Origin of the sequence: Nocardia sp. NPDC051911 (assembly GCF_040681035.1) — a bacterium.
In the GTDB taxonomy this organism is placed as follows: domain Bacteria; phylum Actinomycetota; class Actinomycetes; order Mycobacteriales; family Mycobacteriaceae; genus Nocardia; species Nocardia sichangensis.
In genome coordinates this window covers 219,320-243,355 of record NZ_JBFAXY010000006.1, presented here as the reverse complement: position 1 = coordinate 243,355, position 24,036 = coordinate 219,320, and the positions used below count along the sequence as shown (strand labels likewise).

Here is a 24,036-nt window from a genome sequence, read left to right as displayed (position 1 = left end):
ACTTGGTTGTCCCTGGAAGGAGGGTCATGAGCGCGCTTTCCGTGCCGATTTCCGCGCAGGCGTCGTCCGATCTGGAGATGCCGTCGTCCGACTACTTGTCGACAGATCGTTCCAGCGGCCCGTTTCGCATCGCGATGGTCGTGCCACCGTACTTCGACGTCCCGCCCAAGGCATACGGCGGCGTCGAGGCCGTGGTGGCCGATCTGGTCGACGCGCTGGTGGCTCGCGGCCACGACGTCACGCTGTTGGGCGCGGGGGAGCCGGGGACGAAGGCCAAGTTCGTGCCGGTGTGGGACCGGGCGCTGCCCGAACGCCTCGGAGAGCCGTTTCCCGAGGTCGTGCACGCGTTGCGGGTGCGCCGCGCGATCGAGAACCTCGCGGCCACTTCCGGTGTGGACCTGGTGCACGACCACACGTTCGCGGGGCCGCTGAACGCGACCGTCTTCCAGAACATGGGCCTTCCGACGGTGCTGACCGTCCACGGGCCGGTGGAGGACGATATCTACCGCTACTACCAGGATCTGGGCGACGAGGTCGCCTTGGTGGCGATCAGCGACCGCCAGCGCGAGCTCGCGCAGGGTCTCAACTGGTCCGGACGGGTGCACAACGCACTGCACGTCGACGATTGGCCGTTCCGCGTCGAGAAGGACGACTACGCGCTGTTCCTCGGGCGGTTCAACGAGTGCAAGGCCCCGCACTTGGCGCTGGAAGCCGCGCATGCCGCGGGTATCCCGCTGGTGCTGGCCGGCAAGTGCAGCGAGCGTCCCGAGCAGGCCTATTTCGAGGAGAAGGTGCGACCGCTGCTGACGGAAAACGATCACGTGTTCGGTCTCGCCGACGCGACGGCCAAGCGTAAGCTGCTTGCGAACGCGCGTTGCCTGTTGTTCCCGATCCGCTGGGAGGAACCGTTCGGCATGGTGATGATCGAATCCATGGTCTGTGGCACGCCGGTGGTCGCGCTGCGCGGCGGGGCGGTGTCCGAGGTGATCGTCGACGGCGTAACCGGCCGGATCTGTGAGGATCCCGCCGAATTGCCCGCGGCCATCGAAGAGGTCAGGGCGCTGGATCCGTACGCCTGCCGGGCGCACGTGCAGGCCAAGTTCGGCTCCGACACGCTCGGTTTCGGGTACGAGCAGGTGTATCGCCGGGTCCTGCGCTCCAAGAAGCGGTCCGGAGCGGTGCCGCTCGACACCGCGGCGGCCGTGACCACGCCACTCGACGACCCGGCGCCCGCCTCGCCGATCCGGATCGCGGCGAGCGGCTTGGCGTGACCGATTCCGTACCGGTGAGCCCCGCCCCCCTGAACTCCGGTGAGTCCACCGGGTTCGGGGGGTGCGGCTCGGTGACCCTGGTGGAAGGCGGCACCTTCTGCCTGTCCAATCGGCTCGGCGACGTCGAACCGGGTAAGCCGCACGGCTTGTTCTTCCGGGACGCCCGCGTGCTGTCGCGCTGGGAGTTGCTGGTGAACGGCAAACCCGCCGAGTCGCTTTCGGTGCTCAGTCCGGAGGCGTTCGCCGCCAGGTTCGTGTTGCGCAGGCCCCCGCAGGCGGGCCTGGCCGACAGCACGTTGCTGGTGGTGCGCGAACGGATCGTGGCCGACGGCATGCACGAGCTGATCACGTTGGAGAACATGGGCCGCGAGCCCACCGCGGTGCTGCTGGAACTGCATGTGGACGCCGACTTCGTCGACCTGTTCGCGGTGAAGGAAGGACGCGCAGGACACGGGCGGGCGGACGTGACGGTCGCCGACGGGGAACTGGTGCTGCACGATCACGCCGACCGCAGCCGGGGCATCTCGATCTCGGCGACCGTGGAGCCCGAGGTGATGCCCGGTTCGCTGCTGTGGCGGGTGATCGTGCCGGTCGGCGAATGCTGGCAGGCCGAGATCATCGCCCAGCCGACCGTGGGCAACCAGCGTTTCCAGGCGATCTCGCCGGGCGAGCACTACAACGTCAGCGCGCCGGGCCGCAAGATCGAGGCGTGGCGCGACACCGCCACCGACATCGCCGCCTCCGATCCGGCGCTCACCCGGGTGCTGCGCCGCACCGAGAGCGACTTGGGCGCCTTGCAGATGCACGACGAATCCGGCGACGCGCGGCCTTTCGTCGCCGCGGGCGCACCGTGGTTCATGACCCTGTTCGGCCGCGACAGCCTGCTCACCGCGTGGATGGCGCTGCCGCTGGAGATCGATCTCGCGCTGGGCACGCTGCAACAGTTGGCGGAGCTGCAAGGGCAGGACGTGAATCCGCTCACCGAGGAGGAACCCGGCCGCATCATGCACGAGATGCGCCGCGGCCCCGCGGGCGGACAGGTGTTCGGCGGCCACATCTACTACGGAACTGCCGACGCCACACCGCTGTTCGTGATGCTGCTGGCCGAATGTCATCGCTGGGGCGCCGACCCGGAGGCGATCCGGCACCTGCTGCCCGCCGCCGACGCCGCGCTGCACTGGATCACCGACTACGGCGACCGGGACGGCGACGGCTTCGTCGAGTACCGCCGCGCCACCGATCGCGGCCTGGTCAACCAGGGCTGGAAGGACAGCTTCGACGGAATCAACGACGCCACCGGCCATATCGCCGAAGCGCCCATCGCCCTGTGCGAGGTGCAAGGGTACGTGCACGCCGCGCTGCTGGCCAGGGCCGAACTGGCGGAGGCTTTCGACGACTTGCGGCTGGCCGGCCAGCTACGCGAACGCGCCGCGGAGTTGCGCGTCAAGTTCGCCGAACAGTTCTGGCTGCCCGATCGCGGCTGGTATGCCGTGGCGCTGGACGGCGGCAAGCGCCAGGTCGACGCGCTGACCAGCAATGTAGCGCACTGCCTCTGGTCGGGCATCGCCACCGACGAGCACGCGGCGGAGCTGGTGTCGCGGATGGCGGCCCCGGAGATGGATTCCGGCTTCGGGTTGCGCACGCTGGCGTCGAACATGGGCGCCTACAATCCGATGAGCTATCACTGCGGCTCGGTCTGGCCGCACGATACGGCGATCGCGGTGGCGGGGCTGCTGCGCTACCGGCACGTTCCCGGCGCGGTGGAGCTGGCCACTCGGCTGGCCACCGGCTTGTTGGACGCGGCCGCGGTGTTCGACGGACGCCTGCCGGAGCTGTTCTGCGGCTTCCCTCGGTCTCGATTCGCCACGCCCGTGCCGTATCCGACGTCCTGCTCGCCACAGGCGTGGGCCAGCGCGGCGCCGCTGTTGCTGGTGCGCGCGTTCCTCGGGCTCGATCCCGACGCGCCGACCAGGACGCTCACCGTTCGACCGCAGCTGCCCGCGCGGTGGGGCAAGGTGTCGCTGCGCGCGCTGCGGCTCGGTGCGACCACCGTCGACCTCGAGGCAGAAGGCGCGCAGATCACCGCGGCGCGCTTGCCCGACGACTGGCGGTTGGTGACCCGATGACCCGCACCGATTGCCGCGGGTCGGGAGCGGGTATGCCCCCGGATATAAGGACATTGCAAGCCTTCTCGCACTGATACGCAGCACGGGAGGTGCACGATGCAGACATCGCTGGACATACAGGATCTGTGGCGGACCCGGTACCGGGACTGTTCCGCGGAGCCGTCGACGGATCTCGACATGGATCGCGCATTGTTCATTCGCAGCGTGCACGCCGGTCACGGCCCGGAGTGCCGCCAATATCTCGCGGCGGCGGCGTACTGTCTCGCCCACGGCGACGAGCACTGAACCATCGGCCGCACTCCGGAACGCGGTGTCGGCAGGGCACCGAGCGTCCTGCCGACACCACGCACCGCCGTGACGACGCCTACAGGATCGCGAAGGCGACCACGAGCCCGAGCGCGAAATGCGCGGCCGCCACCACGAGCACCTCGGTGGTGTAGGTGTCGGCGTGCAGCGCGGCGCCGATGTCGATGCCGAGCGCCCGTTCGATGACGCGCACCGAGATGACCTGCGCGACAATGCCGACCAAGCCGAACACCAGGGCGGCGATCAGGCCCTCGGAGAGCTTGCCGCCGCCGCCCACGGCGAAGATGGCGAGCACGACGATGAACGCCATGCTGATCATGCCCGCCGCGGTGACGATGACGGCGTTCGGCTTGCCCGCCACCACCAGCTTGCGCAGCTTGCCCGGCGTGGTCAGGTCGATGGCGTAGAAGCCGACGAGCATGAGCACCAAGCCGACGAGGGCATAGAGGACGATCGCGCCCACGCCCTCGCCGAGCGAGTTCCAGTACCCCGATTCCAGGGCGACTGCGGTCATCTTGATCCTTCCGAGATGGATCGGCATGCGGCCGAGATGGGTTCGTGCTTGACGGTGACGATGCTCAGTCGGTGGCGATGCGATGCGGGACGAATGCGGAGCCGTCGTCGGTGATCAGTCCCGCGGTCTCGCGGATACCCAGCCCCGCCGCGGCGTCGCCGACGATCCACGCGCCGAGCACCGGACGCATGTCATCGAATTCCGGGAGCGGATCGAGCAGTTGGTACACGTAGCCTTCCTCGCCGTAGACGCCGCCGGTCGCGGTCTCCAGTCCGGCGCCGACGATCGTCATGTTGGCGCCCTCGCGTCCCAGCTTCGGTTTGCGGATGTACTCGGTGAGCTCGTTGGGTTGGTCGAGGTAGGCGGGCAGCAGATTCGGGTGACCCGGGTACATCTCCCACAGCACCGCCAGGATCGCCTTGTTGCTCAGCAGCGTCTTCCACAGCGGTTCGATCCACATGGTCTCCGGCAGGCTGTCCACGACGCGTTTGCCGAAATCGTCGTCGAGCACCCATTCCCACGGGTAGAGCTTGAAGACCGCCTCCATCGGAGCCTCCGCCAGGTCGACGAAACGCTCCAGCTCGGAATCGAATCCGATCTCCTCGATCGGCAGCGCGATGGTGTCGAAACCGGCCTCGGCCGCGGTCTCCTGGAGGTAGGCGGTGGTGACGTTGTCCTCGCCGGTGGCGTCAGCACCGGACCAGGTGAAGTGCAGCTGCGACGTGGGCAGCACGTCACGCAACTCGCCCCACCGCTCGACCAGCTTCTCGTGCAACGAGTTCCACTGGTCGCCGCCGGGGTAGCGGTCGGTCAGCCAGTGCCACTGCACGATGGCCGCCTCCAGCAGCGAGGTCGGCGTGTCGGCGTTGTACTCCAATAGTTTCGCCGGACGCCGTGCGTCGTAGCGCAGGTCGAAACGCCCGTACACGTGCGGATCGGAACGCCGCCAGGATTCGGCGATCGGGCCCCAACTCCATTCGGGCAGGCCGAAATCGGCGTACCGCTCGTTGAGCACGATGTGCTCCACCGCGTTCAGGCACAGCGAGTGCAGGAGTTCGACGTCGGCCTCCAAGGCGAGGATCTCCGACATCTCGAACTCGTAGTGCACCGACTCGTCCCAGTACGGCCGCGGCTGACCGCTCGCGTCCCGCCCCGGGGCACCGTAGACCAGGCCTTGGCTCTCGATGATCTGCTGCCAGCCCGGCCGGGGCGTATCCCGTACACGCCGCATCTACGATCCTCCGCCGCTCTTGCTACCCAGGCCGCCGCGCTGGATGGTGGTGCCGCTCTTGGTCTTGATCTCGGCGCTCTTCGGCTTGATCGTGGTGCCGCCGACGGGCGGTTTGCCGATCGTGCCGGTGCCGCCGTAGTAGTAGCGGTACTGCGGCCCGCCGCCGAGGATGATCAAACCGGGATTGATGCCGGTGTCGTTGACGAAGCCAGGACGGCCGTCGCCGCAGTAAGAGTCGTCGACCACGATTTCTTGGCCGTTCTCGATTTTCATGCATTGGGCCGTGACCCGGTCAGGGGCAGCCAAGGCGCGATAGGCCAGATAGCCGCCGCCGACCAGGGCGGCGACGCCGACGATGGCGACTCCGCCGATCATGACGCGTTTGCGGGTGCGCTTCTTGGCCTCCTCGGCCGCGGCGGCCGCGCGCTGGACTTCCTCGGCGCGCTTGCGCGCCTTGTCGCGCGCTCGTGCCTCGGCCACCGTGGGCGGGCGGGGGCGGGTCACGCCCGCTTCTTGGCGTTGGATACTGCCGGGGCGAGGAGGGGACGCGGCGGGCGGCCGATCGCCGGGACCGGCCCCGCTCGATGGCACCGAAGTGGGCGTCGACCAGTCGTTTTCGGGCTGATCGGCGTCACCCGATGCGGACGTGGGGGTCGATCGGTGGGCGCCACCGGCGGCAGGTGCCGACCTGTCCTGTTCATCGGGGGGCGTCGGCGTCGGCGGTTGCCGGTCCTCGGCCGGGCGCTGTGGGCCGGACGGCCGCTCGGGCTCGTCCCGGCGCTCGTCACCCGGATTTAGCGTGCTCATCGCTGCGCCCCCCTCGTCGCCCGAACCACCACTACCGCTCCTCGAAACCGGTCAAATCACCCCGCGCGGGCTCCCAGCTTTCCACAACCAACCTGACCTGACCAGGTGTGTCCTCGGAACGCAAGAGGGCCAGCAACCGCTCGCAAGCCGGTCGCGGACCTTCGGCGACCACGTGCACGCGGCCGTCCCTGGCATTCGTCGCATGCCCGGCCAGTCCCAGTTCGAGCGCGCGGGACCGGGTCCACCAGCGGAAACCGACACCCTGGACCAGTCCGTGCACCCAGGCGCTCAACCGAACGGCCTCGTCCATCAGGCCTCGATGTCGAACGACAGCGTCACCTTCGATCCCGCTTTCAACGTCCGCCCCACGGTGCAGACCTTGTCGATCGCGCGCTGCACGGTGACCAGCAACCGTTCACGAGCCTCCTCGTCGAGGTCGCTGAGGTCGAGTTCGAACACCTCGTCCAGCTGCGGGTAGACCTCGTTCTCCCGGTCGGCGTCGCCGGAGACGCGAATGGTGGCGTCGAAGTTGTCGCCGAGTTTGCGCGACAGGGGGAAGTCCGCGCTGAGGCCGGAGCAGGCGGCGAGCGCGATCTTCAGCAGCTCGCCGGGGGTGAACACACCGGAGACGCCCTGCGAACCGATCAGGACCTCGGCGCCGCGGGAGCTGCGGCCGGTGTAGGCCCTGGTCCCGGTGCGCTCGACCCACAACGTGGTCGGCTCCGGCGCGCTCGGCGCCGCGGGGGCGGTGACGGATGTAGCGGTCTGTTCAGCCATGGGTTCGATCCTGCCATTGTCGTCGCAATCAGTTCGCGGGCCTGGCAACGCCGCGCGAGGACGGGCCATTCCGCGCGGTCGGCGGACCGTGGCCGGGATTACTCCTGGAACCGGTATCCCATGCCCGCCTCGGTGAGCAGGTGCTTGGGGCGTGACGGATCGTCCTCCAGTTTGCGGCGCAATTGCGCCAGATAGACCCGAAGGTAATGGGTCTCGGTAGCGTACGACGGGCCCCACACCTCCCGCAGCAGCTCGCGCCGCCCGACCAGCTTGCCGCGATTGCGCACCAGCATTTCGAGCATGCCCCACTCGGTGGGGGTCAGGTGCACCGTCTCGCCGCGCTTGGTGACCTTCTTGGCGGCCAGGTCGACGGTGAACGAGTCGGTGGTCACCACCGGCGCCGAGGCATCGGGATCGGTGACGCCGCGCCGGACCGCGGCGCGCAGCCGGGCCAGCAGTTCGTCCATGCCGAACGGTTTGGTGACGTAGTCGTCGGCCCCCGCGTCGAGCGCCTCGACCTTGTCGGCGGAATCCGTCCGCGCCGACAGCACGATCACCGGCGCCGAGGTCCAGCCGCGCAATCCGGCGAGCACCTCGATGCCGTCCATGTCGGGCAGGCCGAGATCGAGGATCACGACGTCCGGATGCCGGTCGGCGGCCGCGCGCAGGCCCGCGCTGCCGGTCGCCGCGGTGATCACCTCGTAGCCGCGGACCGAGAGATTTATTCGCAACGCGCGCACGATCTGCGGTTCGTCGTCGACCACGAGCACCTTCGTCGCCACCGCATCGGGCGTCTTCGTCACAACCGCCGCCTCCTGTGTCGTCGCGGACACCTCACTCACCCGCGCTCGTCGTCTCGTGTGCCACGCCCGTGCCGTTCGCGTCCGGCGCCTCGCCGCCGGGCAAGTCGACCAGCATGGTCAATCCTCCACCGGGTGTGGGCTCGGCGTGCACGGTGCCGCCCATCGCTTCGACGAACCCGCGCACCACCGACAGGCCGAGCCCGACGCCGGTCGTATTGTCCCGGTCGCCGCGCCGCTGGAAAGGCTCGAACAATTGCTCCTCGGTGCCGTGCGGTACGCCGGGACCGGTGTCGACGACCGCGATCGCGACCCGGTCGCCCGCGCGTTCGGCGGTGACCCGGACCGTGCCCGCGCGTGGGGCGTGCCGCAGCGCGTTGTCGATCAGATTGGCCAGCACCCGTTCCAGCAGGCCGCTGTCGGCGAGCACCGAGACGTCGCCGACCTCGACCCGCACCCGGTCCATCGCTGCGCGCCGCAGCCCGCGCGCACCCATCCCGACGCTCACCAGCGCGCGGTGCACCGCCTCGTCCAGGTAGACCCGCCGCACCTGCGGCGTGACCACGCCGACCGCGAGCCGGGAGGAGTCGAGCAGATTGCCGACCAGCGCGGTGAGCTGATCCACCGACTCCTCGATGGTCTCCAGCAGTTCGGCGGTGTCCTCCGGGGAGAACTCGATGTCGTCGCTGCGCAGGCTGGAAACCGCCGCTTTGGCGCCTGCCAGCGGGGTGCGCAGGTCATGGCCGACCGCCGAGAGCAACGCCCGCCGCAGGCGATCGGCCTCCAGCAGGGCCGCGGCGGCGCTGGCCTCCTCGGCCAGGCGAGCCTGCCGGACCAGAGCGACGGCCTGGTTGGTGACCGCGTTCAGCACCGGACGGTCGGCGGCCGCCAGCGGGCGGCCGGCCAGCAGCAACCAGTGCACGGCATCGCCCGCCTCGACCACGGTGTCCGCGTCGGAGGGCCGCCGCGGTGGGCCCACTCCCACCTCGGCGAGGACCTGGTCACCCGACACCAGGGCGACCGCGCGCTGCCCGAACACCTCCCTGATCTGTTCGAGCAGCCGGGGCAGATCCGCGCCGTGCAGGATCGCGCCGGAGAACATGGTCAGCAGTTCGGCTTGCCGGGAGGCCTTGCGCGCCTGCGCGGTTCGCTTCGCGGCCAGATCGACCAGCGCGGCCACCGCGACGGCGACGATGAGCAGCACCACCACGGTGATGAAGCTGTTCGGCTCGGCGATGGTCAGGCTGTAGCGGGGTGGCGCGAAGAACCAGTTCAGCAGCAGGCCCGACAGCAGCGCCGAGAAGGAGGCGGGTACGACGCCGCCGAGCAGCGCGACAGCGACCACGCCCACCACGAACACGGCACTGATGCCGCCGAGATCCAGCACCTCGTCGAGGTAGGCGGCGCTCAGCGCGCACACCAGGGCCGGTACGGCGACGGCGGCGAGCCACGCCGCCACCGGGCGGCGCGGATGCAGGGCCGCGTACCGGAATCCGCGGTGGGCCTCCTCGTGCGTCACCATGTGCACGTCGATCTTGCCGGAGCGTTGCACCACCGTGGAGCCGATGCCCTCATCGAAGATGCGCGCCCACCGCGAGCGACGGGAGGTGCCGAGCACCAGCTGGGTGGCGTTCGCCTCTCGGGCGAACTCGAGCAGGGCGGTGGGCACGTCCTCGCCGGTGACGGTGTGCAGGGAGGCGTCCAGGCTGGCCGCCAGCTCGCGCAGCCGGGCCAGCCGCTCGGTGGAGACCCCGGCCAGGCCGTCGCCGCGCACCACGTGCACGACCACCAGGTCGGCGCTGGATTTGGTGGCGATCCGGCCGGCCCGGCGCACGATCGTCTCCGATTCCGGACCGCCGGTCACCGCCACGACGACGCGCTCGCGCGCCTCCCACAGTTCGGTGATCTTGTGATCGGCCCGGTACTTGGCGAGCGCGGCGTCGACCTGATCGGCCAGCCACAGCAGCGCCAGTTCGCGCAGCGCGGTGAGGTTTCCCGCGCGGAAGTAGTTGCGCAGCGCGGCGTCGATCCGCTCGGCGGCGTACACGTTGCCGTGGGAGAGCCTGCGCCGCAATGCTTCCGGCGTGATGTCGACCAACTCCACCTGATCCGCCCCGCGCACCACGGCGTCGGGCACCGTTTCGCGCTGCTGGATGCCGGTGATCTGCTCGACGACGTCGTTGAGGCTCTCCAGATGCTGCACGTTGACCGTGGAAATCACGTCGATCCCCGCGTCGAGCAGCTGCGCCACGTCCTGCCAGCGCTTCTCGTGCGTGCTGCCGGGCACGTTGGTGTGCGCCAGCTCGTCGACCAGCACCACCGCGGGGGCGCGGCGCAACACCGCCTCGACGTCGACTTCCTGGTACGTGCTACCGCGATATTCGATCAGCTTCGGGGGGATGCGTTCGATGCCATCGAGCAGTTCCGCGGTTTTCTCCCTGCCGTGTGTTTCGACCACCGCGGCCACCACGTCGCGACCGCGCTCCAGTCGCCGGTGCGCCTCGCCGAGCATGGCGTAGGTCTTGCCGACTCCCGGCGCGGCGCCGAGGTAGATACGCAGCTGACCGCGTTTCACGCCTTCATCATCGCGCGTCGCGCCGCCCCGGCCGAACACCCCTGGGTCGTCCCGGCGCGCTGCCCCACGTCACCGCCGCACATCATCGGCCTCGATCCGCACCGGTTGCAGCCGCGGCGTCTGCGCACGAGCGCCGAATGCGCGAATGACCAGCGCGCAGCAGACGAATGCGACGACAAAGATCACTGCCGACATTGCGATCCTCTCTTCCTTCCCGGCGCCGGTCGCGCTGGAATCGTCCCGCCTGGCCGGCTCTCCACTTCTACCGCCGCCAGGCGGGCCGACCTCGATTTTTACGGTGTGTTGACGGTCCGCCCGTGTTCCTTGACGCCATACTTGCGGGCATCGCGGGCCCGTCAACGAACCGCAAATGCCAGGTGCCGGGGCGTCAAGAAGTCGTCAGGAAACGACCCAACGCGCCATCGGGGCGCTTCACTCGCTCTGTCGCGCCGAAGCCCGGCGCGCGGATGGAGGTTGTCGAGCTATGTCGGTCGTGGTGTTCACCGCGCTCACCGTGGCGGCGTTCGCGCTGCTGGGGTTGATCCAGCGCGGGGTGGAGAAGTTGTGACCGCGAACCTGATCGGTCTCGTTCTCGCCGCAGGCGTCGCGGTCTACCTGGTCGCGGCGCTGCTGTTTCCCGAGAGGTTCTGAGTGAGCACGACAACCGCGGGGATCGCCTTCGTGGCCTCCCTGATCTCGGCGCTCGCGCTGGTACACGTGCCGCTGGGCGACTACATGTACCGGGTCTACGAGGGACGTGCGCATTCTCGCGTCGAACGTCTCGTCTATCGCGCGATAGGCGCGCATCCCGAAGTCGAGCAGCCGTGGCCCGTGTACGCGCGCAGTGTGCTGGCCTTCTCGGCGGTCGGCATTCTCTTCCTTTTCTTCTTCCAGCTCGTGCAAGGCAGGTTGCCCCTGCACCTGAACGATCCGGGCACCGAGATGACGCCCGCGCTGGCGTGGAACACCGCGGTCAGCTTCGTGACGAACACCAACTGGCAGAACTACTCCGGTGAATCCACTCAAGGGCACCTGGTGCAGATGGCCGGGCTCGCCGTACAGAACTTCGTTTCGGCGGCGGTCGGCATGGCGGTGGCCGTGGCGCTGGTGCGCGGGTTCGCTCGCAGGCACACCGGTGACCTCGGCAACTTCTGGGTGGACCTGGTGCGCGGCACGCTGCGCATCCTGCTGCCGATCGCCTTCGTCTTCGCCCTCGTGCTGGTGGCGGGCGGGGCGATCCAGAACTTCCATCTGCACGACCAGGTGGCGCACACGCTGGGCGGCACCGAGCAGACCATCACGGGCGGCCCGGTCGCCAGCCAAGAGGCGATCAAGGAACTCGGCACCAACGGCGGCGGCTTCTACAACGCCAACTCCGCGCACCCGTTCGAGAACCCGGCCACTTGGACCAACTGGGTGGAGATCTTCCTGCTGCTCGTGATCAGCTTTTCGCTGCCGCGCACCTTCGGCCGGATGGTGGGCAGCCGCAAGCAGGGCTACGCGATCGTCGCGGTGATGGGGACGATCGCACTGCTCAGCGTCACGCTGACCAACCTGTTCCAGCTCCAGCACCACGGCACGGTGCCGACCGCGATCGGCTCCTCGATGGAGGGCGTGGAACAGCGCTTCGGTGTGGCGAATTCGGCCACCTTCGCCGGTGCTACCACCCTGACCTCCACCGGCGCGGTCGATTCCTTCCACGATTCCTACACCAGCCTCGGCGGTCTGATGACGATGTTCAACATGCAGTTGGGCGAGGTCGCGCCGGGCGGCGCCGGGTCGGGCCTGTACGGCATGCTGATCCTGGCGGTGATCACGGTGTTCGTCGCGGGCCTCATGGTCGGTCGCACCCCGGAGTACCTGGGCAAGAAGATCACGCCGCGCGAGATCAAGCTCGCCGCGTCGTACTTCCTGATCAGCCCGCTGATCGTGCTGGTCGGCACGGCCGCCGCGATGGCGATGCCGGGGCAGCGCGCGAGCATGCTCAACTCCGGGCCGCACGGACTGTCGGAGGTGCTCTACGCGTTCACCTCGGCCGCCAACAACAACGGCTCCGCTTTCGCGGGCCTGACCGGCAACACCGAGTGGTACAACACCGCGCTGGGCCTGGCCATGCTCTTCGGGCGCTTCCTGCCGATCATCTTCGTGCTCGCGCTGGCCGGTTCGCTCGCGCGGCAGGGCACCACTCCCGCATCGATCGGCACGCTGCCGACCCATCGTCCGCAGTTCGTCGGCATGGTCGTCGGCGTAACGGTGATCCTGGTCGCGCTCACCTTCCTGCCCGCGCTGGCGCTCGGGCCGCTCGCCGAAGGAATCCACTGACATGTCGAGTCCCGCGATCGATGAGAACGTCTCGGCACAGGCCGAGCCCGAGCGGCCGAGGGGCAAGAGTGTCCCGAACGGCGTGCTCGACCCCAAGATGCTGCTGACCTCGTTGCCGGACGCGGTACGCAAGCTCGATCCGCGCACGCTGTGGCGCAACCCGGTGATGCTGATCGTCGAACTGGGCGCGGTGTGGTCGACCGTGCTCGCGCTGGCGGACCCGACCTTCTTCGCCTGGGCGATCGTCGTGTGGTTGTGGCTCACGGTGATCTTCGCGAACCTGGCCGAGGCCGTCGCGGAGGGGCGCGGCAAGGCGCAGGCCGACACGCTGCGCAAGGCGAAGACCGACACCGTCGCGCGGCGACTGGTCGAGTGGTCGCCGGGCGCGCGGGTGGTCGAGGAACGCGTCGCGGCCCCGGACTTGCGCCGCGGTGATCACGTCGTGGTCGAGGCGGGGCAGGTGATCCCCGGTGACGGCGACGTCGTCGAAGGCATCGCCTCGGTCGACGAGTCGGCGATCACCGGTGAATCCGCTCCGGTGATCCGAGAATCCGGCGGTGACCGGTCGGCGGTGACCGGCGGCACCACCGTGCTGTCGGACCGGATCATCGTCCGGATCACGCAGGAACCGGGGCAGAGCTTCATCGACAAGATGATCGCCCTGGTGGAGGGGGCCAGCAGGCAGAAGACCCCGAACGAGATCGCGCTGAACATCCTGTTGGCGGCGTTGACCATCATCTTCGTCTTCGCGGTGGTCACGCTGCAGCCGATGGCGATCTTCAGCAAGTCGAACAATCCGGGCGTGCCGGACACCGTGGCGCTGGACGCGCACGGCGTCACCGGCATCGTGCTGGTCTCGTTGCTGGTGTGCCTGATCCCCACGACCATCGGCGCGCTGCTGTCGGCGATCGGGATCGCGGGCATGGATCGCCTGGTGCAGCGCAATGTGCTCGCCATGTCCGGGCGGGCCGTCGAGGCGGCCGGAGACGTGAACACCTTGCTGCTGGACAAGACCGGCACCATCACGCTCGGCAACCGCCAGGCGGCGGACTTCGTCCCGGCGCCCGGCGTGAGCAAGGCGGAACTGGCCGACGCCGCACAGCTTTCCAGCCTGGCCGACGAGACCCCGGAGGGCCGCTCGGTCGTGGTCTACGCCAAACAGGCCTACGGCCTGCGGGAGCGCACACCGGGCGAGCTGAGCCACGCGCGGTGGGTGGAGTTCACCGCGCAGACCCGGATGTCCGGCGTCGACGTCGAGGGCCGTCTGCTGCGCAAGGGCGCGGCGAGCGCGGTCACCGAATGGGTGCGATCGCAGGGTGGTTCGGTGCCGGCGGAACTCGGCGCCACCGTCGACGGCATCTCCGCCGCGGGCGGCACGCCGCTGGTCGTCGGCCAGGTCGACGGCGGTGCCGCCCGGGTGCTCGGCGTGATCCACCTCAAGGATGTGGTGAAGCAGGGCATGCGCGAGCGGTTCGACGAGATGCGCAGCATGGGCATCCGCACGGTGATGATCACCGGCGACAACCCGTTGACCGCGAAGGCGATCGCGGACGAGGCGGGGGTCGACGACTTCCTCGCCGAGGCGACGCCGGAGGACAAGCTGGCGCTGATCAAACGGGAGCAGGAGGGCGGACGGCTGGTCGCGATGACCGGCGACGGCACCAACGACGCGCCCGCGCTGGCACAGGCCGATGTGGGCGTCGCGATGAACACCGGCACGTCGGCCGCCAAAGAGGCGGGCAACATGGTGGATCTGGATTCCGATCCGACCAAATTGATCGAGATCGTCGAGATCGGCAAGCAACTGCTCATCACGCGTGGCGCGCTGACGACGTTCTCCATCGCCAACGACATCGCCAAGTACTTCGCGATCATCCCCGCCCTGTTCGTGACGCTGTTTCCCGGCCTGGACCTGCTCAACGTCATGCGGCTGTCCAGTCCGCAGTCGGCGATCCTGTCCGCGGTGATCTTCAACGCGGTCGTCATCGTGGCGCTGATCCCGCTGGCGCTGCGCGGTGTGCGCTACCGGCCGTCGAACGCGTCGAAACTGTTGAGCCGCAACCTGACCGTCTACGGGCTCGGCGGCATCATCGCGCCGTTCCTCGGCATCAAACTCATCGACCTCGTGGTCCAGTTCCTCCCCGGGATGTCCTGACATGCGCCTTTCAACCTGGATCCGGCAGCATCTCGCCGCCCTGCGCGCGTTGCTCGCGCTCACGGCGATCACCGGAATCGTCTACCCGCTGGCCGTTTTCGCGGTGGCCCAGCTGCCCGGCCTGCACGAGAAGGCGGACGGGTCGCTGGTCGCCGTCGACGGAACGACCGTGGGCTCCGGCCTGATCGGGCAATCGTTCACCGGATCCGACGGCGCGGCCCTGGTGCGGTACTTCCAGAGCCGCCCTTCCGCCGCCGGTGACGGCTACGATCCTCGGTCCACCGCGGCGAGCAATCTCGGACCGGAGGACATCGTCGACACTCCGGCACGCGCGAGCCTGCTCACCACGATCTGCGCCCGCAGCAAGGAGATCGGCGACCGTGAGGGGGTCGACGGCAGTCGTCCGTTCTGCACGAAAGGCGGTGTGGGCGCGGTGCTCTCGGTGATCGGACCGCGTGACGCCGACGGGGACGTTTCGCATCCCGGTCAGGTCGTCAGCGTCAACGAGGCGTGCCCGGCGCAGCCATTCGTCGCCGCCTTTCGCGGCGTCCGAGTCGAATGCGCCGAACCGGGACGGGACTATTCCGCCGGGCGAGTCGTCCCGATCCACGGCGACGCGCCCGCCGATCCGGCGGTGCCCCCCGATGCAGTCACCGCGAGCGGGAGTGGGCTGGACCCGAACATCTCGCCGGAGTACGCGGCCATCCAGGTGCCCCGGGTCGCGAAGGCGCGCGGGATTTCCGAACAGCAGGTGCGGGCGCTGGTCGCCGAGCACACCAGCGGCCGGACGCTGAGGTTCCTCGGCGAGCCGCGAGTCGAGGTGCTCCGGTTGAACCTGGAGCTGGATCGCCGGTTCCCCGGTTGATCCGCGCGGTGCCGCCGCGGGCGGCGCCGGGTGCCGCCCGCGGCGGTCAGTGGCCGCGGGCGATCCAGTCGGCGAGGAGAGGTTTCTCCGCGCCGATGGTGGTGGAATCGCCGTGCCCGGTATGGACCGTGGTCTCCTCCGGAAGCGTCAGCAGGCGTTCGCGGATCGACTCGATGATCGTGCCGAAATCGGAGAACGATCGGCCGGTCGCACCGGGTCCACCGGCGAACAATGTGTCGCCCGTGAACACGACCTTCGCATCGGGCAGATGCAATGCGACGGAACCGGGGGAGTGGCCGGGGGTGTGCAGGACGTGAAGCTCGCTGTCCGACACCGCGATTCGATCGCCGTCCGAGAGCGGCCGGTAGGCCGTGTCCGGGTGGGTCATGCGCCACAGCGGCTCGTCGCCGGGATGCAGCAGGATCGGTGCCGCCGAGCGCTCGGCCAGTTCGGGGGCGACCGTCACGTGATCGTTGTGTCCGTGGGTGCACACGATCGCGCGAACGGTGCGCCCGGCGACCGCCGCGACGATCGGATCGGCGTCGTGGGCGGCATCGATGACGACCACTTCGTCGTCGTCGCCGACGAGCCAGATGTTGTTGTCCACCGCCCAGGTTCCGCCGTCGAGACAGAAGTCGCCGGAGGTGACGACGCGGTCGATGCGGACGGTCACCAGACCACCACCGAACGCAGCACGTCGCCCGCGTGCATCTTCGCGAAGGCCTGCTCCACCTGGTCGATCCCGATGCGCTCGGAGACGAAGCGGTCCAGCGGCAGCCGTCCCCGGCGGTAGAGGTCGATCAGGGTGGGGAAGTCGCGTTCGGGAAGACAGTCGCCGTACCAAGCGGATTTCAGCGCGCCGCCGCGCGAGAAGAAGTCCAGTAATGGCATCTCGAGGGTCATCTCCGGGGTCGGCACCCCGACGAGGACCACTGTGCCCGCCAAGTCGCGACCGTAGAAGGCCTGCTGCCAGGTCTCCGGCCGTCCGACCGCGTCGATGACCACGTCCGCGCCCCAGCCGTCGGTGTACTCCTGGATCTTCTCGACCACGTCCTCGGTGCTCGCGTCGATGGTGTGGGTGGCGCCGAAATCCATGGCCCACCGCAGTTTCCGGGCGTCGCGGTCCACCGCGATGATGGTGCGCGCGCCCGCCAGCCGGGCTCCGGCGATGGCCGCGTCCCCGACGCCGCCGCAGCCGATCACCGCGACGGTGTCGCCGATCGAGACGTTGCCGGTGTGTATCGCCGAGCCGATGCCCGCCATCACCCCGCAGCCGAGCAGGCCCGCCACCGCCGGGTCGGCGGCCGGATCGACCTTCGTGCACTGGCCTTCGTGTACCAAGGTCTTGTCGACGAACGCGCCGATGCCGAGGGCGGGAGTCAGCTCCGTCCCGTCGGCGAGCGTCATCTTCTTGCTCGCGTTACGGCTGTCGAAGCAGTACCAGGGCTTGCCGCGCTTGCACGCCCGGCATTCGCCGCAGACCGCGCGCCAATTGAGGATCACATAGTCACCCTCGGCCACGTGGGTTACCTCGGCGCCGACGGCTTCCACCACGCCCGCCGCCTCGTGGCCGAGTAGGAACGGGAAGTCGTCGGTGATGCCGCCTTCGCGATAGTGCAGGTCGGTGTGGCAGACCCCGCACGCCTGCACCCGCACCACCACGTCGTGCGGGCCCGGATCGGGGATCACCACCTCGACGAGCTCGACCGGTGCGCCTTTGCTGCGGGCCACGATCCCGCGGACGGTTTCCGACACCTGTGCCTCCTGAGCGAGTTCTCGGGACGCGGATCCGGCCGTTCCGTGGACCCGCAAGCCGAACACCTGTCCATACAGTTGTTCTCGGTGCGAACACTACCGCCGGATCGCGGGAAGGCTCGAGTTTCGGCCCGGAATCACGGCGGGGTTGACATTCCACTTTGGAGGGTTATGCTTAAGTCATATTCCACTATGGAGGGTGGAACCCGTCGATAGGACCAGGCATGGACATCTCCACCGGCACCCGCGCCTCGAATGCCGAACGCGACGCCGTGGTGCGCCTGCTCGGCAGGCATATGGCGGACGGGCGGATCGATCTGCCCGAATACGACCAGCGTGTCGCCCAGGTGTACGCCACCACCGACCGGGAGGACCTGCGCGGGGTGTTGTCCGATCTGCCCGAATTGAGCAAGGACGCGGGCGCACCGGCCACCGCACGCCCGCGCATCCCGATCTGGCAGCGCATCGAGGGCAGCACCTGGCTCGCAGTGAGCGCGCTGGTGCTGGTCATCTGGGGCGCGATCTCGCTGAGCGTCGGCGCCTTGACCTACTTCTGGCCGGTCTGGGTGATCGGCCCGTGGGGCGCCGTCCTGGCGTTCCGCATGGTGGCCGGCTTCGAGAACGGCCGATTCACCCACCGCGCGAGCTGAGCGTCATTCCTCGGCGCTGTCACCCGGATCATCGAGTGACAGCGCCGTTTTCGTGTCCTACCATCTGCGCCGCGAGGACTCGTGCGGGGGAAGCGAGGTATCGCGGCGTGACCGCTGGTCGTCGCGATGGCGGCGGCTGGGTGGTTGGTCGTAGGTCCGTTCCGGTGCTCGGTCGGATGGGGTGGGGCGGTCGCGGTAGGGAGTATCGGGTCGCTCTCGTCGGCCGGTCTCGGACTCGAAGTCCCTGGGCTCCTGGCCACGCCCCGATCGCCGGTTCGCTCGCGGCCATCGGGCATCCGCTTCGTCGTAGTCGTCGCGATGTCCAGCGACGTGTGGTGTGTCGTGCCCGTCCTGCTGCCGACGTCTCGGCAGTTCGGGGCGGCCGGGTGTAGGGCGCGGGTGTGCATCCGTCCCGCCGCCGCGCGGGAGCCGATCGCCGCGCCGAGTGGGTTCGGGTTCGTCACGGCGACGGCGCGACGGCGTGGGCGAACCGTAGTCGTCGGCCGGACGCTTCGCTTGTCCCGTGGGCCGGGGTTTGTCGCCGCGAGTTCGTCGATCGGTATCGGTGCGCGGGGATGAGGGCGGTGGGTCGGCGGCTCCGCGCCGGGTGGAGCGAGTATCGCCGTGCGCGGCTAGGGACTCGCGGGATCGTGTCGCAGCGGGTTTTCCGCGGTGGTCATGGTCGTCGGAGGCTTTCGCGGACGCGCGGGCCTCCCGTGCGCCGGACGCGTCGTTCGGCGGCTTCCGGTGGGATCCGATCGCGTGGGGCGGCTGCGGCGGACGCCCCGGCTGGAGCACGGGAAGTTCCCGGGTGTCCTGGGTGGCGCTGACGCCTTTCTCCTGATACTTCGCGGAAATGTCGTGAGCGCGCAGCCACGCACCCGGGTCGTGGCGGGCGGCGGCGTCCAGCCACGGAAGGGTGTCCTCGAGCAGATCGAGCAGGTCACCGCGCCCGTCGCCGAGTGCGCCGCGGATGGCGGGGAAGACGTCCGCGGGGAACGTCCACTTCCATTCCGACCGCGCCTCACCGTGTCGGCGGCCGTGCAGGACGAGGTCGCCGGAGCGGGAGATTTTCGCCCGCACCGTTCGCGTGCCGGATTCGATGACTAGTTCGCCGGTCTCGCTGCGGGTGATCTGCTCCGTCTCGTCATGGTCGTCGAGTTCGCCGGGCTCGATGTCGTCGTCGGGGTCGACGCGGCGCATCCACTTCGTCACCGCGCCCAGCGGGAGCAGCGGCTGCCGGTCGTCCGAGTCGCCGGAGCGGGTGATCCGCAATGTCCGCGCAATCCCGGCGACGAGATCCGCGCGCCCGGGGGCTTCCGCGGGTTCGGGCAGGTCTTCGTCCTCGAAGTGAGCCATGGGCGTCGCCCGCGCGCCGGTGCCGGTGCGTCCGGCACGCTCGCCCCTGCCGTATCCGGGGTCGGCGGATCGCCCGGCTCGACCGGGAAAATTCCCAGAACTGGGAGTTTCGTCCTCCTCGTCGTCGTCCCACGGCGGGTCCGCGTCCTGCTCCTGCGCCCGCAGTTTGATCTCGAACCACGCCGCGCCCAGGGCGGCCGCACCGAAGGCGGCCGCTATCGCGACCTCCACCCGCACATCGCTCAGCAGCGCGCTCTTGCTGCGTTCACAGGCGTGCAGGAGCAGCAGGCTGCCGAGTACCAGCCCCGCGATCCGGGCAAGGCGGAACCGGGTACTTGTCCCTGGTGAGGGGGCAGACATCGTGGTGCGCTCCCGAAATTCCGCTGGCGAATCAGAGGGATCGTATGTGGCCGGAGGGTGTGGCGTCAGTGCCAGTTCGAGACCGCGCGGAATCGGCGGACCCACGGGTGGGGAGGCTACCGGTGGCAGGCCGAGCGCGGGCGGGCGTTCCCCGGTCGCGGCGAGAGGGCCGAATGGGTCGTGCCGCTGACACCGCCCGGCAGCGTGGCCGCCCATCCCGGCAAACCTCGAGCACATCGAAATGCGCGCGAACCGGCGGCTAGTCGATAACCTACGGATATCGCCGAACCACCACTCGGCCGCGCACGCCGTCGGGCCCCGGAGGCTCCCGGTACGCGACGGATACCATGACAGGTCGCCGGATGCGCTGCCGCGACGCGAAACGCCGACCGGGCAGAACACGGAAAGGTCGTCGAACTTGCACCTGAAGAGCCTGACGTTGAAGGGCTTCAAATCCTTCGCGTCCGCGACGACCCTGCGCTTGGAACCGGGCATCACGTGTGTGGTCGGTCCCAACGGATCGGGCAAATCCAACGTCGTCGACGCGCTCACCTGGGTGATGGGCGAGCAGGGCGCGAAGGCGCTGCGCGGCGGCAAGATGCAGGACGTGATCTTCGCGGGCACGGCGGGCCGCGCCCCCCTCGGCCGCGCCGAGGTTACGCTGACCATCGACAATTCCGACGGCGCGCTGCCGATCGACTACGCCGAGGTGTCCATCACCCGGCGCATGTTCCGCGACGGCGCGGGCGAATACGAGATCAACGGCAACTCCTGCCGCCTGATGGACGTGCAGGAACTGCTCAGCGACTCCGGTATCGGCCGCGAGATGCACGTCATCGTGGGGCAGGGTCAGCTGTCGGCCATCCTGGAGTCGCGCCCGGAGGACCGCCGCGCGTTCGTCGAGGAGGCCGCCGGTGTGCTCAAGCACCGCAAACGCAAGGAAAAAGCGGTACGCAAGCTCGAGGCGATGCAGGCCAACCTGGCCCGGCTGACCGACCTGACCACCGAACTGCGCCGCCAGCTCAAACCGCTGGGCCGGCAAGCCGAGGTGGCGCGCAGGGCGCAGACCGTGCAGGCCGACTTGCGCGATGCCCGGTTGCGGCTGGCCGCCGACGATCTGGTCACCCGGCGCGGAGAGCTGGCGAGCCAGCAGAGCAAGGAAGCGTACGCGCGCGAGCAGCAGATCACCGTGCACTCCGAGTTGGACGCCGCCAACGCGGCGCTGGCGCAGCAGGAATTCCAGCTGTCCCGGCTGACGCCGAGCGCCGAGGCCGCCGCACAGCTGTGGTTCCAGCTCTCCGCGCTCGCCGAACGGGTCAACGCGACCATTCGCATCGCCGGCGACCGGGCGCGGCACCTGGACACCGCAGCTCCGGTCAGCAACGGCCGCGACCCCGAGCAGCTCGAGGCCGAGGCCGACCGGGTCGAAGCCGAGGAGGCCGAACTGCGCGAAGCGGTGGAGATCGCCGCGGAGACCTTGGAGGCGGCCCGAGACCAGCTGGCCGAACGCGAATACGCCGCCAAGGCCGCCGAGCAGGCGCATCTGGCCGCCGTGCGGGCGATCGCCGACCGGCGCGAGGGCGTGGCCCGGTTGTCCGGCAAGGTGGACACCCTGCGGGCCAGGGCGCAGTCGGTGGACGCGGAGATCGCGCGACTGTCGGTCGCCATCGCCGACGCCCGTCACCGCGGCGAGGCCGCCCAAGCCGAATTCGACACGGTGCAAGCCGAACTCGCCGAACTCGACGCGGGCGAGGCCGGTCTGGACGCCCAGCACGAGCACGCGGTGCAGGCGCTGGAACTGGCCGATCAGCGGGTCACCGAACTGCGTGAACAGGACCGCGACGCGAGCAAGCGAGTCGCATCGCTCGGCGCGCGGATCGAGGCGCTCGGCATGAACCTGGCGCGCCGGGACGGCGTCGCCTGGCTGGTGGAGCACCGCGAACAAGGTCTGCTCGGCCCGCTCTCGGCGCTGCTGCGTGTGCACGGCGGCTTCGAGGCCGCGGTCGCCGCCGCGCTCGGCCCGCTGGCCGACGCCGTCGCCGCCGACACCGGCGAGTCCGCGCACGCCGCGATCCAGGCGCTCAAGGACGCCGACGGTGGCCGCGCCGCCGTCGTCTTCGGCGCCGAGCGCACCGATCGGCCGCAGCCAGGCGCGTTGCCCGACGGCGCCCGCTGGCTGGTCGACGTGGTGGAGTGCCCCGATACGGTGCGCGGCGCGATCGCGGCGCTCACCGCGGGGATCGCCGTGGCCGACGATCTGCCCGCCGCCCGCGCGCTGGTCGCGGTGCGGCCCGAGCTGCGCGTGGTCACCCGCGACGGCGATCTCGCCGGAAACGGCTGGCTGCTGGGCGGTTCCGATCGCGCGCCCAGCCAGCTGGAGATCCAGGCCGACATCGACGCCGCCCGGACCGAACTGGTCGCGGCGCAGCGGCGCGCCGAGGAACTCGAGGCCGCGTTGTCCGGCGCGCTCGAAGAGCAAGCCGATCGCAAGGACGCCGTCGACCACGCGCTGCTCGCCCTGCACGAATCCGACCAGGCGCTGGTGGCGATCTACGAGCGGCTGGGCAGGCTCGGCCAGACCGCCCGCACCGCACACGCGGACCGCGAACGGCTGGTCGGCCAGCGCGACGACGCGGAGACGAGCCGGGAAGAGGCACTCGCCTCGCTCGCCGAACTGGAAGACCGCCTGCGTCATGCGGAACTCGAGCAGGCCGAGGTCGATGCCGACGGTGCGGGCGCGGCGGGCACCGAGTCCGCGGGCCGGGCGCGGGAGGAGGCGGCGGCCGCGCTGGCCGAGGCGCGGGCGATGGAGGTCGAGGCCAGGCTCGCCGTGCGCACGGCCGAGGAGCGAGCGGAATCGGTACGCGGCAAGGCGGACTCGCTGCGCCGGGCCGCGCGCGCCGAGCGGGAGACCCGGGCCAGGGCCGAGCGCGCCCAGGCCGCGCGCAAGAAGGCGGCGGAGGTGGCCGCCGCCGTCGCCGAATCCGGCGCGAAGATCGCGGGCGAACTCGAGCGCGTGGTCGCCGAGGCGGGCGCGCGCCGGGACGAACTGGTGCGCAAGCGCTCCGAGTGTGCCGCGCAGGTGGAGCAGGTCAAGGAGCGGGTGCGTGCGCTCACCGCGCAGCTTTCCCAGCTCACCGACGCGGTGCATCGGGACGAGGTGGCGAAGGCTCAGGCGGCGCTGCGCATCGAGCAACTGGAGGCGACCATCGCCGAACAGTTCGGCATCGCGCTGGACGACCTGATCGCCGAGTACGGTCCGGACGTGCCGCTGCCGCCCTCGGCGCTGGAGCTGCAGGAATATGAACAGGCCAAGGAGCGCGGCGAGCAAGTCAGCGAACCCGCGCCGATGCCTTACGACCGGCAGACCCAGGAACGTCGCGCCAAGCGTGCGGAGAAGGATCTCGCCACCCTGGGGAAGGTGAATCCCCTGGCGCTGGAGGAATTCGCGGCGCTGGAGGAGCGGTACAACTTCCTGGCCACGCAACTCGAAGACGTCAAGAGCGCGCGCAAGGATCTGCTCGACGTGGTCGCCGAGGTCGATGCCCGCATCCTCCAGGTGTTCACCGAGGCATACGCCGACGTGGAACGCGAGTTCGTCGAGGTGTTCGCGAAACTGTTCCCCGGTGGCGAGGGCAGGCTGCTGCTCACCGACCCCTCGGACATGCTCACCACCGGCATCGAGGTGGAGGCGCGTCCGCCGGGCAAGAAGGTCAAGCGGCTGTCGCTGCTGTCCGGTGGGGAGAAGTCGCTGACCGCGGTCGCGTTACTGGTGGCCATCTTCCGCGCCCGGCCCTCGCCGTTCTACGTGATGGACGAGGTCGAGGCCGCGCTCGACGACACCAACCTGCGCCGCCTGATCGGCCTGTTCGAGCAGTTGCGGGAGAAGAGCCAGCTGATCGTCATCACCCACCAGAAGCCGACGATGGAGATCGCCGACGCGCTCTACGGTGTCAGCATGCGCGGCGACGGCATCACCCAGGTGATCTCCCAGCGGCTGCGCGGGGAGAACCTGGCCCCGGTCGGCGCGGCGGGCTGAGCCGCGCCGCGCGGTCACCCGCGGCGTGCGCGGAGGGTGACGGTGCCGGAGTCCAGGTCGACCAGCGGATCGTCACCGGAGACCCGATCGTCGACCTTCGCGATCGCCACCCATTCCTTGCGCT

20 protein-coding genes are annotated in these 24,036 nt (G+C 69.6%); 9 read left to right on the top strand and 11 right to left on the bottom strand.

What is annotated here, in order from left to right:
- The first annotated feature begins 77 nt into the window (after positions 1-77).
- The 3 genes from AB0L97_RS10240 to AB0L97_RS10230 all read left to right on the top strand — a co-directional run bounded on the left by AB0L97_RS10240 (position 78) and on the right by AB0L97_RS10230 (position 3,682).
- On the top strand, positions 78-1,271 hold the full coding sequence (locus tag AB0L97_RS10240; protein ID WP_355070981.1) for a glycosyltransferase family 4 protein: 1,194 nt from the start codon (positions 78-80) through the stop codon (positions 1,269-1,271).
- A gap of 14 nt (positions 1,272-1,285) precedes the next feature.
- Positions 1,286-3,397 (top strand): glycogen debranching N-terminal domain-containing protein, encoded by a 2,112-nt coding sequence (locus AB0L97_RS10235; RefSeq protein ID WP_355070982.1) that lies wholly within the window; start codon positions 1,286-1,288, stop codon positions 3,395-3,397.
- Between the two features lie 96 nt (positions 3,398-3,493).
- On the top strand, positions 3,494-3,682 hold the full coding sequence (locus AB0L97_RS10230; protein ID WP_039799555.1) for a hypothetical protein: 189 nt from the start codon (positions 3,494-3,496) through the stop codon (positions 3,680-3,682).
- A 79-nt stretch (positions 3,683-3,761) separates the two neighbouring features.
- Here the strand turns inward: AB0L97_RS10230 and AB0L97_RS10225 are convergent, their stop codons facing one another.
- The 8 genes from AB0L97_RS10225 to AB0L97_RS10190 all read right to left on the bottom strand — a co-directional run bounded on the left by AB0L97_RS10225 (position 3,762) and on the right by AB0L97_RS10190 (position 10,602).
- The gene (locus AB0L97_RS10225) at positions 3,762-4,217 is read right to left on the bottom strand and encodes a DUF350 domain-containing protein (RefSeq protein WP_355069843.1); all 456 of its coding nucleotides are present in this window, start codon (positions 4,215-4,217) and stop codon (positions 3,762-3,764) included.
- A 64-nt stretch (positions 4,218-4,281) separates the two neighbouring features.
- Positions 4,282-5,448 (bottom strand): glutathionylspermidine synthase family protein, encoded by a 1,167-nt coding sequence (locus tag AB0L97_RS10220; protein WP_364427278.1) that lies wholly within the window; start codon positions 5,446-5,448, stop codon positions 4,282-4,284.
- On the bottom strand, positions 5,449-5,952 hold the full coding sequence (locus AB0L97_RS10215) for a hypothetical protein (protein WP_355069846.1): 504 nt from the start codon (positions 5,950-5,952) through the stop codon (positions 5,449-5,451).
- 334 nt (positions 5,953-6,286) lie between these two features.
- Positions 6,287-6,565 carry an acylphosphatase gene (locus tag AB0L97_RS10210; protein ID WP_355069847.1) on the bottom strand — a complete coding sequence of 93 codons (279 nt, stop codon included), beginning with the start codon at positions 6,563-6,565 and terminating at the stop codon, positions 6,287-6,289.
- Entirely contained in the window at positions 6,565-7,032 is a 468-nt protein-coding gene (locus tag AB0L97_RS10205) for an OsmC family protein (RefSeq protein WP_364427273.1), read from the bottom strand. Before AB0L97_RS10205 ends, AB0L97_RS10210 begins: the two co-directional genes overlap by 1 nt.
- A 98-nt stretch (positions 7,033-7,130) precedes the next feature.
- The gene (locus tag AB0L97_RS10200) at positions 7,131-7,835 is read right to left on the bottom strand and encodes a response regulator (RefSeq protein WP_355069850.1); all 705 of its coding nucleotides are present in this window, start codon (positions 7,833-7,835) and stop codon (positions 7,131-7,133) included.
- Between the two features lie 31 nt (positions 7,836-7,866).
- On the bottom strand, positions 7,867-10,407 hold the full coding sequence (locus AB0L97_RS10195) for a sensor histidine kinase KdpD (RefSeq protein WP_356961265.1): 2,541 nt from the start codon (positions 10,405-10,407) through the stop codon (positions 7,867-7,869).
- Positions 10,408-10,476: 69 nt separating this feature from the next.
- Positions 10,477-10,602: a hypothetical protein gene (locus tag AB0L97_RS10190; protein ID WP_364427268.1), complete on the bottom strand. Its 126-nt coding sequence runs from the start codon at positions 10,600-10,602 to the stop codon at positions 10,477-10,479.
- A 105-nt stretch (positions 10,603-10,707) separates the two neighbouring features.
- Between AB0L97_RS10190 and AB0L97_RS10185 the strand changes: the two genes are divergently transcribed.
- The 4 genes from AB0L97_RS10185 to AB0L97_RS10170 are packed head-to-tail and all read left to right on the top strand — an operon-like array spanning position 10,708 to position 15,749.
- Entirely contained in the window at positions 10,708-11,058 is a 351-nt protein-coding gene (locus tag AB0L97_RS10185) for a potassium-transporting ATPase subunit F (RefSeq protein WP_364427264.1), read from the top strand.
- The gene (gene kdpA, locus AB0L97_RS10180) at positions 11,059-12,729 is read left to right on the top strand and encodes a potassium-transporting ATPase subunit KdpA (protein WP_364427261.1); all 1,671 of its coding nucleotides are present in this window, start codon (positions 11,059-11,061) and stop codon (positions 12,727-12,729) included.
- 1 nt (position 12,730) lies between these two features.
- The gene (kdpB, locus tag AB0L97_RS10175; protein WP_364427257.1) at positions 12,731-14,884 is read left to right on the top strand and encodes a potassium-transporting ATPase subunit KdpB; all 2,154 of its coding nucleotides are present in this window, start codon (positions 12,731-12,733) and stop codon (positions 14,882-14,884) included.
- A gap of 1 nt (position 14,885) precedes the next feature.
- Complete coding sequence (locus AB0L97_RS10170; RefSeq protein WP_364427254.1) at positions 14,886-15,749, top strand: potassium-transporting ATPase subunit C; 864 nt, start codon at positions 14,886-14,888, stop codon at positions 15,747-15,749.
- A gap of 46 nt (positions 15,750-15,795) precedes the next feature.
- Here AB0L97_RS10170 and AB0L97_RS10165 read toward each other — a convergent pair whose 3' ends face one another.
- The gene (locus tag AB0L97_RS10165) at positions 15,796-16,422 is read right to left on the bottom strand and encodes an MBL fold metallo-hydrolase (RefSeq protein ID WP_364427251.1); all 627 of its coding nucleotides are present in this window, start codon (positions 16,420-16,422) and stop codon (positions 15,796-15,798) included.
- Positions 16,419-17,504 carry an S-(hydroxymethyl)mycothiol dehydrogenase gene (locus tag AB0L97_RS10160; RefSeq protein ID WP_364427248.1) on the bottom strand — a complete coding sequence of 362 codons (1,086 nt, stop codon included), beginning with the start codon at positions 17,502-17,504 and terminating at the stop codon, positions 16,419-16,421. The genes AB0L97_RS10165 and AB0L97_RS10160 overlap by 4 nt, the downstream gene beginning before the upstream one ends.
- Before the next feature lie 224 nt (positions 17,505-17,728).
- Here AB0L97_RS10160 and AB0L97_RS10155 point away from each other — a divergent pair, with 224 nt between their 5' ends.
- Positions 17,729-18,154 carry a DUF1707 domain-containing protein gene (locus AB0L97_RS10155; protein WP_364427245.1) on the top strand — a complete coding sequence of 142 codons (426 nt, stop codon included), beginning with the start codon at positions 17,729-17,731 and terminating at the stop codon, positions 18,152-18,154.
- Positions 18,155-18,211: 57 nt separating this feature from the next.
- Here the strand turns inward: AB0L97_RS10155 and AB0L97_RS10150 are convergent, their stop codons facing one another.
- Positions 18,212-19,873 carry a hypothetical protein gene (locus tag AB0L97_RS10150; RefSeq protein ID WP_364427242.1) on the bottom strand — a complete coding sequence of 554 codons (1,662 nt, stop codon included), beginning with the start codon at positions 19,871-19,873 and terminating at the stop codon, positions 18,212-18,214.
- A 418-nt stretch (positions 19,874-20,291) separates the two neighbouring features.
- On the opposite strand from AB0L97_RS10150, the gene smc reads away from it, so the two are divergent.
- Positions 20,292-23,912, top strand: coding sequence for a chromosome segregation protein SMC (gene smc / locus AB0L97_RS10145; protein ID WP_364427239.1), 3,621 nt, complete (start codon positions 20,292-20,294; stop codon positions 23,910-23,912).
- The last annotated feature ends 124 nt before the right edge of the window (positions 23,913-24,036 follow it).

Coding starts and splice junctions, on each gene's coding strand:
- AB0L97_RS10225 (WP_355069843.1), bottom strand. CDS start 4,217: ATGACCGCAGTCGCCCTGGAATCGGGGTACTGGAACTCGCTCGGCGAG.
- AB0L97_RS10190 (WP_364427268.1), bottom strand. CDS start 10,602: ATGTCGGCAGTGATCTTTGTCGTCGCATTCGTCTGCTGCGCGCTGGTC.
- AB0L97_RS10210 (WP_355069847.1), bottom strand. CDS start 6,565: ATGGACGAGGCCGTTCGGTTGAGCGCCTGGGTGCACGGACTGGTCCAG.
- AB0L97_RS10240 (WP_355070981.1), top strand. CDS start 78: ATGCCGTCGTCCGACTACTTGTCGACAGATCGTTCCAGCGGCCCGTTT.
- AB0L97_RS10230 (WP_039799555.1), top strand. CDS start 3,494: ATGCAGACATCGCTGGACATACAGGATCTGTGGCGGACCCGGTACCGG.
- kdpB (WP_364427257.1), top strand. CDS start 12,731: ATGTCGAGTCCCGCGATCGATGAGAACGTCTCGGCACAGGCCGAGCCC.
- AB0L97_RS10155 (WP_364427245.1), top strand. CDS start 17,729: ATGGACATCTCCACCGGCACCCGCGCCTCGAATGCCGAACGCGACGCC.
- AB0L97_RS10170 (WP_364427254.1), top strand. CDS start 14,886: ATGCGCCTTTCAACCTGGATCCGGCAGCATCTCGCCGCCCTGCGCGCG.
- AB0L97_RS10220 (WP_364427278.1), bottom strand. CDS start 5,448: ATGCGGCGTGTACGGGATACGCCCCGGCCGGGCTGGCAGCAGATCATC.
- AB0L97_RS10150 (WP_364427242.1), bottom strand. CDS start 19,873: ATGTCTGCCCCCTCACCAGGGACAAGTACCCGGTTCCGCCTTGCCCGG.
- AB0L97_RS10205 (WP_364427273.1), bottom strand. CDS start 7,032: ATGGCTGAACAGACCGCTACATCCGTCACCGCCCCCGCGGCGCCGAGC.